The sequence below is a fragment of the Streptomyces sp. NPDC091292 genome, from assembly GCF_044757265.1.
Taxonomy (GTDB): domain Bacteria; phylum Actinomycetota; class Actinomycetes; order Streptomycetales; family Streptomycetaceae; genus Streptomyces.
In genome coordinates this window covers 15,687-29,212 of sequence record NZ_JBIVUQ010000018.1, presented here as the reverse complement: position 1 = coordinate 29,212, position 13,526 = coordinate 15,687, and the positions used below count along the sequence as shown (strand labels likewise).

General features: G+C 71.5%; 13 protein-coding genes. 8 read left to right on the top strand and 5 right to left on the bottom strand.

Features of this window, described 5'->3' with window-relative positions; genetic code table 11:
- Nucleotides 1–98: 98 nt before the first annotated feature.
- The 4 genes from ACIQNU_RS34085 to ACIQNU_RS34070 all read right to left on the bottom strand — a co-directional run bounded on the left by ACIQNU_RS34085 (nucleotide 99) and on the right by ACIQNU_RS34070 (nucleotide 2,583).
- Entirely contained in the window at nucleotides 99–704 is a 606-nt protein-coding gene (locus ACIQNU_RS34085) for a hypothetical protein (protein WP_401373759.1), read from the bottom strand.
- Nucleotides 705–870: 166 nt separating this feature from the next.
- Nucleotides 871–1,140 (bottom strand): hypothetical protein, encoded by a 270-nt coding sequence (locus ACIQNU_RS34080; protein WP_401373757.1) that lies wholly within the window; start codon nucleotides 1,138–1,140, stop codon nucleotides 871–873.
- Nucleotides 1,141–1,237: 97 nt separating this feature from the next.
- On the bottom strand, nucleotides 1,238–2,002 hold the full coding sequence (locus ACIQNU_RS34075; protein WP_401373755.1) for a hypothetical protein: 765 nt from the start codon (nucleotides 2,000–2,002) through the stop codon (nucleotides 1,238–1,240).
- Between the two features lie 17 nt (nucleotides 2,003–2,019).
- Entirely contained in the window at nucleotides 2,020–2,583 is a 564-nt protein-coding gene (locus ACIQNU_RS34070) for a hypothetical protein (RefSeq protein ID WP_401373754.1), read from the bottom strand.
- Nucleotides 2,584–2,867: 284 nt separating this feature from the next.
- Here ACIQNU_RS34070 and ACIQNU_RS34065 point away from each other — a divergent pair, with 284 nt between their 5' ends.
- The 3 genes from ACIQNU_RS34065 to ACIQNU_RS34055 all read left to right on the top strand — a co-directional run bounded on the left by ACIQNU_RS34065 (nucleotide 2,868) and on the right by ACIQNU_RS34055 (nucleotide 7,063).
- Nucleotides 2,868–3,821 carry an SCO0930 family lipoprotein gene (locus ACIQNU_RS34065; RefSeq protein WP_401373752.1) on the top strand — a complete coding sequence of 318 codons (954 nt, stop codon included), beginning with the start codon at nucleotides 2,868–2,870 and terminating at the stop codon, nucleotides 3,819–3,821.
- Between the two features lie 291 nt (nucleotides 3,822–4,112).
- Nucleotides 4,113–4,925 (top strand): SAM-dependent methyltransferase, encoded by an 813-nt coding sequence (locus ACIQNU_RS34060; protein ID WP_401373750.1) that lies wholly within the window; start codon nucleotides 4,113–4,115, stop codon nucleotides 4,923–4,925.
- Nucleotides 4,922–7,063: a putative bifunctional diguanylate cyclase/phosphodiesterase gene (locus ACIQNU_RS34055; RefSeq protein ID WP_401373748.1), complete on the top strand. Its 2,142-nt coding sequence runs from the start codon at nucleotides 4,922–4,924 to the stop codon at nucleotides 7,061–7,063. The genes ACIQNU_RS34060 and ACIQNU_RS34055 overlap by 4 nt, the downstream gene beginning before the upstream one ends.
- Before the next feature lie 156 nt (nucleotides 7,064–7,219).
- Here ACIQNU_RS34055 and ACIQNU_RS34050 read toward each other — a convergent pair whose 3' ends face one another.
- A complete protein-coding gene (locus ACIQNU_RS34050) occupies nucleotides 7,220–8,116 on the bottom strand; it encodes a LysR family transcriptional regulator (protein WP_401373747.1) in 897 nt (298 codons plus the stop codon).
- A gap of 94 nt (nucleotides 8,117–8,210) precedes the next feature.
- On the opposite strand from ACIQNU_RS34050, the gene ACIQNU_RS34045 reads away from it, so the two are divergent.
- The 5 genes from ACIQNU_RS34045 to ACIQNU_RS34025 all read left to right on the top strand — a co-directional run bounded on the left by ACIQNU_RS34045 (nucleotide 8,211) and on the right by ACIQNU_RS34025 (nucleotide 13,511).
- Complete coding sequence (locus ACIQNU_RS34045) at nucleotides 8,211–8,918, top strand: succinate dehydrogenase (protein ID WP_401373745.1); 708 nt, start codon at nucleotides 8,211–8,213, stop codon at nucleotides 8,916–8,918.
- 1 nt (nucleotide 8,919) lies between these two features.
- On the top strand, nucleotides 8,920–10,866 hold the full coding sequence (locus tag ACIQNU_RS34040) for a fumarate reductase/succinate dehydrogenase flavoprotein subunit (RefSeq protein ID WP_401373743.1): 1,947 nt from the start codon (nucleotides 8,920–8,922) through the stop codon (nucleotides 10,864–10,866).
- Complete coding sequence (locus ACIQNU_RS34035; protein ID WP_401373742.1) at nucleotides 10,863–11,612, top strand: succinate dehydrogenase/fumarate reductase iron-sulfur subunit; 750 nt, start codon at nucleotides 10,863–10,865, stop codon at nucleotides 11,610–11,612. Before ACIQNU_RS34040 ends, ACIQNU_RS34035 begins: the two co-directional genes overlap by 4 nt.
- A gap of 217 nt (nucleotides 11,613–11,829) precedes the next feature.
- Nucleotides 11,830–12,621: a GNAT family N-acetyltransferase gene (locus ACIQNU_RS34030; RefSeq protein ID WP_401373740.1), complete on the top strand. Its 792-nt coding sequence runs from the start codon at nucleotides 11,830–11,832 to the stop codon at nucleotides 12,619–12,621.
- A complete protein-coding gene (locus ACIQNU_RS34025; protein WP_401373739.1) occupies nucleotides 12,618–13,511 on the top strand; it encodes a lysophospholipid acyltransferase family protein in 894 nt (297 codons plus the stop codon). Before ACIQNU_RS34030 ends, ACIQNU_RS34025 begins: the two co-directional genes overlap by 4 nt.
- Nucleotides 13,512–13,526: the final 15 nt, after the last annotated feature.

The following is a 13,526-nucleotide window of genomic DNA, read 5'->3' as shown; positions in this document are numbered from 1 at the left end:
GGGCGCGTTCCCCGGCACGTGACAGCGCTTCGCCCCGGACCTGGGTGGTTCCGGGGCGAAGCGCTGTGGAACGGGAGGGGCGGGGAGGGAGGGGCGGTTCAGGAGTTGTCGTCAGCCGCGCGTCGGCGCGACAGGTAGTACGTGGCGCCGATGGCGCCCGTGATGAGCGCGGTGCCCAGGCCGATCTTCTGGAGGTCGAACCCGGCGACGGTGCCACCGATCCCGGCGCGGACACCGTGCCGCGCCGACTCGTACTCGCCGTCGCGGCCGTAGTCCTGGCGGTCCCGCCCGTGGTCCTCACGGTCGCGCCCCGAATCCTCGCGGTCGCGCCCCGACTCCTCGCGCTCCGGCCGGCCCTGAGCGATCGTCAGCTCGACATCACGGCTGGAGCCGCCCGAGCAGCGGAACTTCACGGAGTACTTGGCACCCTGCCGGGCGTCCCGGTCGACGGTCGCGGGCGCCGGCCGGCCGTCCTTGCGGAGGGTCACGGTGTCGAAGATGCCGGCCGTCACCGTGGTGTCGCCCTCGCAGCCGCTGGCGTTGAGCATGACCCGGCCGCCCGCGGCGATCGTCCGGGGCTCGGCGCCGACCTGGAACGGGTCGGAGTCGTGGTCGCCGGTGATGAGGGCGGACGCGGCCGGGGCGGTGAGGGCTATGGCGGTGACGCCCAGCACGGCGGCCGAAGCGACGCGTGTCGCGCGCATGGTGGATCCTCCGGTCCCCGAGGGGCAGCCGCGGATCTGTTCCGCTCGTGTCGGTCATGCACCTCGATGTCCGAAACGCTAGGTACGCGCGCGGGGGACCGCGATCGGGGTCGCGCGAATGGGGCAATCGGCTGCGCCGCAAGGGGGACGGCAACGGCGTGGCGCCTCAGGAATCGCCCGGTCGCCCTGGCTCGGAACCGTCTTCCGCACCGTCCTGCGAGTCCGCCGCGCCCCACACATGCGAGCCCCCGCCGCGCCACTCCACGAGATGCGGGTCGTCGAGCGCCATGTCGGCGTCGCCGAGTCCCGCGCGGCGCAGGAACTCCACCAGGTCACGGTCGTTCCGGGCGACGCCGACGGACTCGCCGCGCACGGTGACGCGCCGCCCGCCGTCGGGGGCGGGCGGTCCTACGACGATCGGTGCGTGCCAGCTCATGCCACCAGAGTGCGCCGGGCGCCCGCCCGGCGCACTCCCGTATCCGGAACCGGCGCACTCCCGTTACCGGGCGCCCCGGCCCCGGCACGCGGTGACCTCAGCCGCCGATGTGCGGGAACAGCATCAGGAAGGGCTCGGCGCCCGCGGAGACCCCACGGGTGTACGGGGTGTCGAAGTCCCAGATCAGGAACAGGAGGAAGGCGATGAGCGCCGAGAAGATCCCGGCGAGGATCAGCTCTCTCGCGGTGCGCCTGATCTGGAGCGCGAACACCATGCCGATCGTCACCAGCGCCCCGGCGATCAGGCCGAACCAGACCACACCCGGCATCGTCGCGCCCGTGGAGTCCGCACGGGCGCTGCGTGCGTCGTCGGCCGCCGTCACCTGGTCGAGAAGCGGCTGGTACGCCTGTGCCTCGAAGTCGGTCTTCGGCTCGTAGTCGGTGACGTCGTGACGGACCTTCTCCAGCAGGGCGCTGCCCCGGTCGGTGAGCCGGCCGTGGTCGACCATGCTGTCCCACTCGGTCGTGACGACCTGGCGGACATAGGCGTCGACATCGGCCCGGATGCGGTCGCGGACCTCGGCGGGGTAGGGGCGGACCCGTTCGTGGATCTCGTGCAGCGCCTGTGCCTCGGCGCGTACGTGGTCCTGCGCGGCGCTGCGGGCCTCCCAGACCCCGGCGATCGCCAGACCGAGGACGATGGCGTACACGACGCCGATCATCATGGTGATGTACTCGATGACGTCCGGGGTCTCGGTCGGGTCGTCGTCCTCCCCGATCCTTCGGCTCTGCACGACGGTCACGGTCAGCACGACGGCGCACACGGCGACCATCGCCAGGACAAGAACAAGCCATTCCGGCATGGGAACCTCCGTGCGGGTCAGCGCGGGCGCAGCGCGGCGACGGCGAGGATCGCGGGCGCCGTGATGAGCAGGGTCAGGGAAACCAGGGACGGGCCGCCGCGCGGCGGCGTACGGCGGGCCGTGGGCCGGTACTTGGGATAGCTCACGGGCGCCGGTGTGATCCGGACCTCGGGCGTGGGTTTCGGTGACGGCTTCGGCGGCGCGGGCTTGGGCGCGGGTGCCGGGGGCGGCGGTGGCGGAGGTGCCGGGCGAGGTGGTACGGGGCGCGGCGCGGGCGGTGGTGGGGGAGGCGCCGGTTCGGGTGGCGGGGTGGGTTCGGGTGTGGGTTTGGGTGTCGGCTTCGGTGTCGGCTTCGGTGTCGGCTTGGGCGGGGGAGTCACCGGGCCCGCCGAGCAGGTGACCCCGTCGCCGGAGACCGCCACCGCGCCGGATCCGGCACCGCCGTCGATCGAGGCGTAGGCGCAACTGTCGGCGGGGGCGACGGCTTCGGCGACCGAGGGGGAGCCGAGCGTCCAGGCCAGCGCCAGGGGCGCCAGGACACGTATCAGAAGGTCGGAACGGGTCCGTCTGTATCCATGCACGACGGAAGCATGGGCGTCCCGTGACCCCGCCGCGTGCGGCTCGGGCACGAATGCCCCGAACGGGCGGACCTGGCTGGTCAGAGGTTTGGAGTCGCCGTACGCGGGTTCCGCACCCGGGCCCCCGAGGTGGGCGCGGGACCGGTGGACGGGACTCGGGTCCGCGCACCGGCGCGCAAAGAAATCCGCGCGCCGGTTGAACGCCGGGCCCACCCCGGGCCGTACCTAGGGCCACGAGCGGCGCACCCCGCGCCGCACAACCGCTCAGCGGGAAGCAGGAGTTCACCATGAAGACCTGGCGGAGCGCTTCACTCGTGGCGTCAGCTGCGGCCGTGCTGGCGCTGACGACGGCGTGCGGTCAGGAGAACGGCGGCGACCAGCCCACGAACGGGCAGAACGTGGGCAACGCCGCCCCGGCGGCGGGTGGTTACGGCTCGGGCAGCGGCGACGCGGCGGCCACGGCGGGCGCCGGCGCCGACGGAAAGGACGCGGCAGCCGCGGGCAACACGAAGGCGGCGGGCCAACTCGCCGTCTGGGACAGCAAGGAACTCGGCGAGGTCGTCACGGACAACGCCGGATTCACCCTCTACCGCTTCGACAAGGACACGGCCCAGCCCCCGAAGTCCAACTGTGACGGGGACTGTGCGACGGCCTGGCCCGCGGTGCCCGCCGACGGCGCGGAGCCCGCGGCCGGGGTCGACGAGACCCTCCTGGGCGAGGTCACCAGGACCGACGGCACCAAGCAGCTCACCCTCGACGGCTGGCCGATGTACCGCTACGCGAAGGACACCAAGCCCGGCGACGCCAACGGGCAGGGCGTGGGCGGCACCTGGTTCGCGTCGGCCCCCGACGGCAGCAAGGCCAAGGCCGCCGCCGATCTGCCGGGCCTGTCGACCCGTAACGACCCGAAGCTCGGTGAGATCGTCGTCGACAAGAACGGGATGACGGTCTACCGCTTCATGAAGGACTCGGCGTGGCCGATCAAGTCCAACTGCACCGGCGCCTGCATCGAGAAGTGGCCCGCGGTCGCCCCCGTCGACAAGAACGACACCAAGGGCGTCCAGAAGAAGGGCCTGATGAGCTTCACGCGCCCGGACGGCGTCAAGCAGATGACCGTCAACTGCTGGCCGATCTACACCTTTGCGAACGACAAGGCCCCCGGCGACACCAACGGCCAGGGAGTGGGCGGCACCTGGTACGCCGTCTCGCCCACCGGCAAGCCGATCGGTGTGACCAAGTAGCCACGACGACAGGTTCCCGGCCCCCTTCCCCCGGCCCGTAGGACCGCCGGTCCGTTCCTTCCGCACCGCTACGGAAGGTACGGACCGGCTCTTTCGGTTCTCTTCGGAAGACTTCGCAATGCTTCGGAGCCTTTCGAGTTGTTTCTGTCCAGTTCCCATCTTTGTTCCATCGGCACGTGCCGGTGGCAGTGACCGAGAACGGACCGCCAATTTCCGTTTTGGCTCGCTCCGTTGGCGGGCGATCAGTAGCCTCAGCTCGAACACCGGATCGCCAACGCCTAGGAGACTGTGATGGACCGACCCGTCTGGGCTCCACCGGGCATCGACATCTCGGTGCCGAGCGTGTCCCGGATCTACGACTTCTACCTGGGCGGTTCGCACAACTTCGAGGTCGACAGGGAAGCGGCCCGCAAAGCCATGGAGTTCCTTCCGGGGCTCCCGAAGATCATGCAGGCGAATCGTGCCTTCATGCGACGCGCCGTCCGTTTCGCGGTGGCCGAGGGTGTCACACAATTCCTGGACATCGGCTCAGGAATCCCCACATTCGGCAACGTCCACGAGGTCGCCCAGGCGGCCGGCCCCGGCTCCCGCGTCGTCTACGTCGACCACGACCCCGTGGCCGTAGCGCACAGCAGGGCCGTCCTGGACGGAAACGAAGAAGCTGACGTCCTCATGGCCGATCTGCGCAAGCCCCGTGAGATCCTGACCGCCGAACAGGTCGACCGGCTCATCGACCTCGACCGGCCCGTGGCCCTGCTTCTCGTCGCGGTCCTGCACTTCGTCGAGGACAGGGACGATCCGTACGCTGCTGTCGCAGAGCTGCGGGACGCGCTCGCACCGGGCAGTCTGTTCGTCGTCACACACGCGGCCTACGAGGGGATTCCGGTCGAGCAGGAGCAGGCCGCGGGCACCGTCAACGTCTACAAAGACATACGCAACCCACTGATCATGCGCACGCGCGAAGAGATCGCGCGGTTCTTCGAGGGATACGACATGGTGGAACCCGGGCTCGTGCCGATGTCCCGCTGGCGGCCCGACACCGCTCCCGAGGAGGAGGATCCGTACTCCTTCTCCGGGTTCGTGGGCGTGGGGCGCAAGGCGTGACCGCGGAGCCGGACGGTCCGGAGGACAGACTCCGCAGGTTCGCCACCATCTGGAGCCGGGCGATCTATCCGGTCACGGCGACCTCGGTGACCCGCCCCGAGCTGGCGGACCAACTGCTGCCGCTCGCCCGGCGGTTGCGGGACGCGCTGCGGGCCCGCGCCTTCGACGCCGCCGAGGGCAAGGCCGTCGGCGCCGCCCTCGTGGAAGGGCACTGCACCGACCCGGAGGCGCTGAGCCGCACCCTCGACGTGGTCGAGGCGTACCTCGTGCTGTACTGCGGCGGCGACGGCTCCCAGGAGGAGTTGCAGGCCCGCTCGGCCCGGCTCCAGCACGCGGCGGCGGCCGGCTTCGCCCACGCCCTGCGCGAGCGCACCCTCGTCGAGCAGGAGGCCATCGCGAAGGCCGCGCTCAACGCCCACACCTCCGTGGCCGACGCCCTGCACGCCAGCGAGGCCCGCTTCCGCGCCGTCTTCGAGGGCGCCGCCATAGGGATCGGCATCGCCGCGCTCGACGGCACCGTCCTCGAAGTGAACGACGCCCTTGTACGGATGTTCGGCGCCGGCGAGCGTACGGTGCGCGGGCGCAAGGTCGTGGAGTGGACCCACCCCGACGATCCGCCGCAGGTCTGGCAGCTCTACAAGGAACTCATCCGCGGCGACCGCGAGCACTACCGCATCGAGAAGGCGTTCCAGCGCCCCGACGGCACCGCCCTGTGGACGAATCTGACGGTGTCCCTGCTGCGGGACACGGACGGCCGCCCGCAGTACCAGCTCGCCCTCATCGAGGACACCACCGAGCGTCGCCTGCTCAATCTGCGGCTGCGGTACGAGGCGACCCACGACGCCCTCACCGGGCTGCCCAACCGGACCCTGTTCTTCGAGCGTCTGGAGAAGGCGCTGTCCGCCGGCGAGGGGATGCGCTTCGGGCTCTGCTACCTCGACCTCGACGGCTTCAAGACCATCAACGACAGCCTCGGACACGCCATCGGGGACCGGCTCCTGGTCGAGGTCGCCGACCGCCTCCAGGCGTGCGCCACCGCGCCCGGCGAGATGGTCGCCCGGCTCGGCGGCGACGAGTTCGTGGCCCTCACCACCGGCCCCGACACCGAGTCCGAGGTGGACGAACTCGCCGGGCGCATCCTGAACGCCCTGGCGACCCCGATCCGGCTCGACGGCCGGGAACTCACCGTGCGCGGCAGCATCGGCATCGTGGAGGGCCCGGCCGGGGAGCGCGGCGCGGCGGAGGTGCTGCGCAGCGCCGACATCACCATGTACCGGGCCAAGTCGGCGGGCGGCAACCGCTACGAGATGGCCGACGACGAGGCCGACGCCCGGACGATCACCCGGCACGGGCTCACCACGGCGCTGCCCGCGGCGCTGGAGCGCGGTGAGTTCTTCATCGAGTACCAGCCGCTGGTACACCTCGGCGACGGCAGCGTCAGCGGGGCCGAGGCGCTGGTGCGCTGGTCGCATCCGCAGCACGGGGTGCTCGGGCCCGACCGGTTCATCCCGCTGGCCGAACGCACCGGGCTCATCGTGCCGCTCGGCCGCTGGGTCCTGGAGGAGTCCGTACGGCAGGCCTGCGTCTGGCAGGAGCGGTACGGCGTCGACCCCGCCGGGCCGCTGCGGATCAATGTGAACCTGTCGCCGTGCCAGCTCACCCACCCCGGGCTCGTCTCCGACACGGTCGAGATCCTGGAGCGGGCCGGGCTCGCCCCCGGCGCGCTGTGCCTGGAGGTCACCGAGTCCGCGCTGATCGGCGCCGACGACGACCTGCTCAAACCGCTGCGACGGCTCGCCGAGATGGGCGTCGACATCGCCCTGGACGACTTCGGTACGGGCTATTCGAACCTGGCCAATCTGCGCCGGCTCCCGGTGAGCGTCCTCAAGCTGGACCGCTCCTTCACGCAGGGCATGCAGCAGTACCCCGCGGATCCGGTCGACTTGAAGATCGTCGAGGGCATCGTCTCGCTCGCCCACAGCCTGGACCTCGCGGTCACGGTCGAGGGCGTGGAGACCGGAGCCCAGGCCGAACAACTCCGCGACCTGGGCTGCGACACGGCCCAAGGCTGGTACTACGCCCGTCCGGGCCCCCCGGACCGCCTCCACGACCTGGCCCTGGTGGACGCGACGGGCTGACGCGGAGGGAAGGGTACGGGCGGGGAGAGCACCCATGGTGGGGAGCGCTCCTGCGCTCCATTCTTTCCGCCGCGGCGGCGAACGGCCACGACGGTGAGGGTCCGGCGGTGTTCGCGACGGCCTCGGGCGGGACGGCCCGCGCAGCGGGGCCTCAGGTCACCGGTCAGCTCTCTGCAAGAGCAAGAGCATCCGTTGGAGTTCCCGTGCCGCCCTCGGCGGCGCCACGTCGCTTCGGTGGGCCAGGGCGATCGTGCGGTGGAGGCCGGGGCGGGCCAGGGGTGTCACCCGTAGGCCACGGCCCGCGCGGGTGGCGACCATGCGCGGGACGACGGCCACGCCCAGTCCGGCCCGTACGAACCCCAGTACGGCGTCCATCTCGCCGCCCTCGACCGCGAAGTCCGGCTCGAAGCCCTCGGCGCGACACGCTGCCACGGTCAGCTCCCGCAGGTCGTAACCGTGCCGGAACATCACCATCCGCTCGCCCTCCAGATCGGGGATGCGTACCGTCCTGCCGCGCCCCGGCGCCTGCGCGTCGGGCGACGACACCACCACCAGGTCCTCCCGCAGCACCTCCACGGTGGTCAGCGCGGGGGACGGCGTCGGCAGCGGCAGTACCACCAGCGCCAGATCGAGCGCACCCCGCGCCAGCTCCCGGACCAGATCGTGGGAGCCGCCTTCCTCGATCATCAGCTGGATCCCGGGGTACCGGTCGTGGAAGGCGCGCAGCACATCGGGGAGCAGCCCCGTACAGACGCTCGGGGTCGCCCCGAGGCGGACCCGGCCGCGCCGGAGCTGGGCCAGTTCCTGGACCTCGTGCCGGGCCGTGTCCGCGTCCGCGAGGATCCGCCGGGCCAGCGGAAGCAGCGCCTCACCGGCGTCCGTCAGCGTGATGTTCCCGCGCGCCCGCAGGAACAGATCCGCCCCCAACTCCCGCTCAAGCGACCGGATCTGCTGCGACAGCGAGGGCTGGGCGACATGTACGTGCTCGGCGGCCCGCGTGAAGTGCCGGGTCTCGGCGACCGCGACGAAGTACTGGAGCTGCTGCAACTGCATACCGCCACCGTACAGCCACGATAGGGGGAGCCTATGGAAATGAGCCGTTCCATGTCTTGGACCGATCGGGTGCCCCCGGCCTACCGTGCGTGACATGGCACTGGCAACACGGACGGACCGACGGCCGTCCATGACGCGTCACCTCTGGGACTCGTCCGTCGGCAAGAAGACCGTGATGGCCGTCAGCGGCCTGATCATGCTGGCGTACCTGGTCGCCCACATGTTCGGCAACCTCAAGATCTTCTTCGGCGCCGGCTCCTTCAACGAGTACGCGCACTGGCTGCGCACCCTCGGCGAGCCGCTCCTGCACTACGAGTGGGCCCTGTGGGTCGTCCGCGTGGTCCTCGTCGTCGCCGTCGTCGCCCACGCCGTCTCCGCGTACCAGCTGAGCCGCCGCGACCTCAGGGCGCGCCCCAGCAAGTACGTGCACAAGAAGCCGCGCGCGAGCTATGCCACCCGGACCATGCGCTGGGGCGGGATCATCCTCGCCCTGTTCATCGTCTGGCACATCCTCGACCTGACCACCGGAACCGCCCACCCCGGCGGCTTCGAGCAGGGCCGCCCCTACCAGAACGTCGTGGACACCTTCTCCACCTGGTACGGCAACACCGTCTACATCGGCGCGATGCTCGCCCTCGGGCTGCACGTCCGGCACGGGTTCTGGAGCGCCGCGCAGACCCTCGGCGCGGGCAGCCGCGGCCGGGACCGCGCCCTGAAGACCGTCGCCAACGTCCTCGCGCTGCTGCTGACGGCAGGCTTCGTCGCCGTGCCCGTCGGCGTCATGACCGGATTGGTGAGCTGACATGAGCTATGCCGAGTACACGACCGGTGCGCCGGTCGCCGACACCAAGGCGCCCCAGGGGCCCGTCCACGAGCGGTGGGACACCCGCCGCTTCGAGGCGAAGCTGGTCAACCCGGCCAACCGCCGCAAGCACACCGTCATCGTCGTCGGCACGGGCCTGGCCGGCGGCTCGGCGGGCGCGACCCTCGCCGAACAGGGCTACCACGTCGTCCAGTTCTGCTACCAGGACTCCCCGCGCCGCGCCCACTCCATCGCCGCGCAGGGCGGCATCAACGCCGCGAAGAACTACCGCAACGACGGCGACTCGGTGCACCGCCTCTTCTACGACACCGTCAAGGGCGGCGACTTCCGGGCCCGCGAGTCCAACGTCCACCGCCTCGCGCAGATCTCCGTCGAGATCATCGACCAGTGCGTCGCCCAGGGCGTGCCCTTCGCCCGTGAGTACGGCGGCCTGCTCGACACCCGCTCCTTCGGCGGCGTCCAGGTCTCCCGTACCTTCTACGCCCGCGGCCAGACGGGCCAGCAGCTCCTGCTCGGCGCGTACCAGGCGCTGTCGCGGCAGATCGCCGCCGGCAATGTCGAGATGCACGCCCGCACCGAAATGCTCGACCTGATCGTCGTCGACGGCCGGGCCCGGGGCATCGTCGCCCGCGACCTGATCACCGGGAAGATCGACACGTACTTCGCCGACGCCGTCGTCCTCGCGTCAGGCGGCTACGGCAACGTCTTCTACCTGTCGACCAACGCCATGAACTCCAACGCGACGGCGGTGTGGCGCGCGCACCGGCGCGGCGCCCTCTTCGCGAACCCCTGCTTCACCCAGATCCACCCCACCTGCATCCCGCGCACCGGCGACCACCAGTCCAAGCTGACGCTGATGAGCGAGTCCCTGCGCAACGACGGCCGGATCTGGGTGCCCAGGGCGCAGGGCGACACCCGCCCCGCGAACGAGATCCCCGAGGACGAGCGCGACTACTACCTGGAGCGGATCTACCCGTCCTTCGGCAACCTCGTCCCCCGCGACATCGCCTCACGCGCCGCGAAGAACGTCTGCGACGAGGGCCGCGGCGTCGGCCCCGGCGGACAGGGCGTCTACCTCGACTTCGCGGACGCGATCACCCGCATGGGCAAGGCGAAGGTCGAGGAGAAGTACGGCAACCTCTTCGACATGTACGAGCGGATCACCGCCGAGAACCCGTACGAGGTGCCGATGCGGATCTACCCCGCCGTGCATTACACGATGGGCGGCCTCTGGGTCGACTACGACCTCCAGACCACCGTGCCCGGCCTGTTCGCGATCGGTGAGGCCAACTTCTCCGACCACGGCGCCAACCGGCTCGGCGCGTCCGCGCTGATGCAGGGCCTCGCCGACGGCTACTTCGTGCTGCCCTCCACCATCAACGACTACCTCGCCCGCAACCCCCACCACACGGCCGTCACCGACGAGCACCCCGCCGTCCAGGAGGCCGTGGCCGACACCGAGGACCGCCTGCGCCTCCTCCTCGCCGTCGACGGCGACCGTACGCCCGACTCCTTCCACCGTGAACTCGGCGAGCTGATGTGGGAGTTCTGCGGCATGGCCCGCACCGAGACGGGGCTGCGCAAGGCCCTGGAGCGCATCCCGCAGATCCGCGAGGAGTTCTGGCGCCGCATCAAGGTCCCCGGCACCGGCGAGGAGTTCAACCAGTCCCTGGAGAAGGCCAACCGGATCGTCGACTACCTGGAACTCGCCGAGCTGATGTGCCTCGACGCACTGCACCGCGCCGAGTCCTGCGGCGGCCACTTCCGCGAGGAGTCCCAGACCCCGGACGGCGAGGCCGAACGCCACGACGACCTGTTCTCGTACGCGGCGGCCTGGGAGTTCACCGGGACCGGCGCCGCCCCCACCCTGCACAAGGAAGACCTCGTCTTCGCGTACGTCCACCCCACTCAGCGGAGCTACGCATGAAGCTCACCCTGCGCGTCTGGCGCCAGAAGAACGCCGGCGCCGACGGCGCGATGTCCACGTACGAGGTGGACGGCGTCTCCGCCGACATGTCGTTCCTGGAAATGCTCGACACCCTCAACGAGGAGCTGATCCTCAAAGGCGATGACCCCGTCGCCTTCGACCACGACTGCCGCGAGGGCATCTGCGGCGCGTGCAGCCTCGTCATCAACGGCGACGCCCACGGGCCCGAACGCACCACCACCTGCCAGCTCCACATGCGGTCGTTCCGGGACGGCGACACGATCGACATCGAGCCGTGGCGCGCCTCCGCGTTCCCGGTCGTGAAGGATCTCGTCGTGGACCGCTCGGCCTTCGACCGGATCATCCAGGCGGGCGGCTACATCACCGCGCCGACCGGCGCGGCGCCCGAGGCGCACGCCACGGCCGTGCCCAAACCGGACGCCGACTTCGCCTTCGAGCACGCCGAGTGCATCGGCTGCGGCGCGTGCGTGGCGGCCTGCCCCAACGGCGCGGCGATGCTGTTCACCTCGGCGAAGATCAACCACCTGAACGTCCTGCCCCAGGGCGCGCCCGAACGCGAGACCCGGGTCCTCGACATGGTCGCCCAGATGGACGACGAGGGCTTCGGCGGCTGCACCCTCGCCGGGGAGTGCGCCACGGCCTGCCCCAAGGGCATCCCGCTCTTCTCGATCACCTCGATGAACAAGGAGTGGCTGCGAGCCGTCAAGGGCACGGGCCGCAGGTAACCCGTACGAGGGCGGCACGTCGCGGCAGGTGGCGGGGGAGTACCGGAAGGAAAGCCCCCGCCCCCAGCCATTCAACAGCCCCACACCGCGACGCTCATCCTGAGTCACGTCCACGCCAGCGAACACCGGCACAACGGTAACCAGGGGCCGATCTCCCCACGGCCCCCGTGATCTGCTCGTGCCCGTGCACCGCTCATGCCTGGACCAGGAGAGTCCCATGACCGTCCCCACCCTCCCCACCCCGGTCGCGCCCCCGGCGCCCACACCCCCGGCCGCCGAAAACCGCTACACGGTGACCCTCGCCCGCGACGAGGCCGACGTGCGGGCCGCGCAGCGCCTGCGCCACGACGTCTTCGCCGGCGAGATGGGGGCCCGGCTCACCACCCCGGAGCCGGGGCACGACATCGACCCGTTCGACGCGTACTGCGACCACCTCCTGGTCCGTGACAACACCACCGGGCAGGTCGTCGGGACCTACCGGCTGCTGCCGCCCGAGCGCGCCGCCGTCGCGGGCCGGATCTACTCCGAGACCGAGTTCGACATCACCGGGCTCGACACCATCCGCCCGAACCTGGTCGAGGTCGGCCGCTCCTGCGTGCACCCCGACCACCGCGACGGCGCCGTGATCGGTCTGATCTGGGCGGGCATCGCCCGGTACATGATCGCGGGCGGCCACGAATGGCTGGCGGGCTGCTGCTCCGTGCCGCTGGCCGACGGCGGCGCCCTCGCCGCCGCCACCTGGGACCGCGTCCAGGACAAGCACCTCGCGCCCGAGGAGTACCGCGTACGGCCGCTGCGCCCCTGGACCGCCGAGGGCGTCGTACGGCCCGCGGGACGCACCGAACTGCCCGCCCTGCTCCGCGGCTACCTGCGCCTCGGCGCCTGGGTGTGCGGCCCCGCCGCGCACGACCCGGAGTTCGGCGTAGCCGACCTGTACGTCCTGCTGTCGATGCGCCGCGTCAACCCCCGCTACCTGCGCCACTTCCTCTCGCTCGTCCCGGCCTGGTGAGCGTCTGGCTGCCCAGCGCACCCTGCACCCCGCAGGCGTGCGCCGCGCCCGCCCGTTCCGGTACCGCCGTACCGCGCGCCGTGCTGCGGCTACTGGCGTTCCTGACCGTCCTGGCCACCGGGATCGCCCTGATCCCGGTGGTCGCCCGCTGCGCGCCCGCGCGGCGCGACCGGCTGGTGCGGCGCTGGTGCCGGATGCTGGTGCGGGCCATGGGCATACGCCTACGGGTCACCGGTACCGCCGTGCCGGACGGGGGAGTGCTGCTCGTCGCCAACCACATCTCGTGGCTGGACATCCCGCTGCTCGCGGCGGTCCGGCCCGCCCGGATGCTCGCCAAGACGGAGATCAGGGCCTGGCCGGTCGCCGGGGCGCTCGTCGCACTCGGCGGCAGCCTCTTCATCGACCGCGACCGGCTGCGCGCCCTGCCCGGGACGGTCGCCACGATCGCGTCGGCGCTGCGGCGCGGCGCGGCCGTCGCCGCCTTCCCCGAGGGCAGCACCTGGTGCGGCCGGGCCCAAGGCCCCTTCCGGCGCGCCGTGTTCCAGGCGGCGCTGGACGCGGGCGTCCCGGTGCAGCCGGTCCGGCTCGCCTACCGCACGGACGGCGGGGTTCCGAGCACCGCGCCCGCGTTCGTCGGCGAGGACAGTCTCGGCGCCTCGCTGTGGCGGGTCGCGACCGCACGCGGGCTCGTCGCCGATGTAGAGGTCAGGCCGGTGCTCGCGGCCGGCGCGGTCGCGCACAGGCGTGAACTCACGGCCGCCGCCGAGATGTCGGTGACCGGCGTACGGGCCCCGCATCCCGCGCCGTACCGCATTCCGGCACCGGCGGCCCGCCGCCCCCGCCTCAGGCCACTGCGGGGTCCGGGTCGCACACCCACCGCCGTTCACTGACCGGAGGGTGGCGGG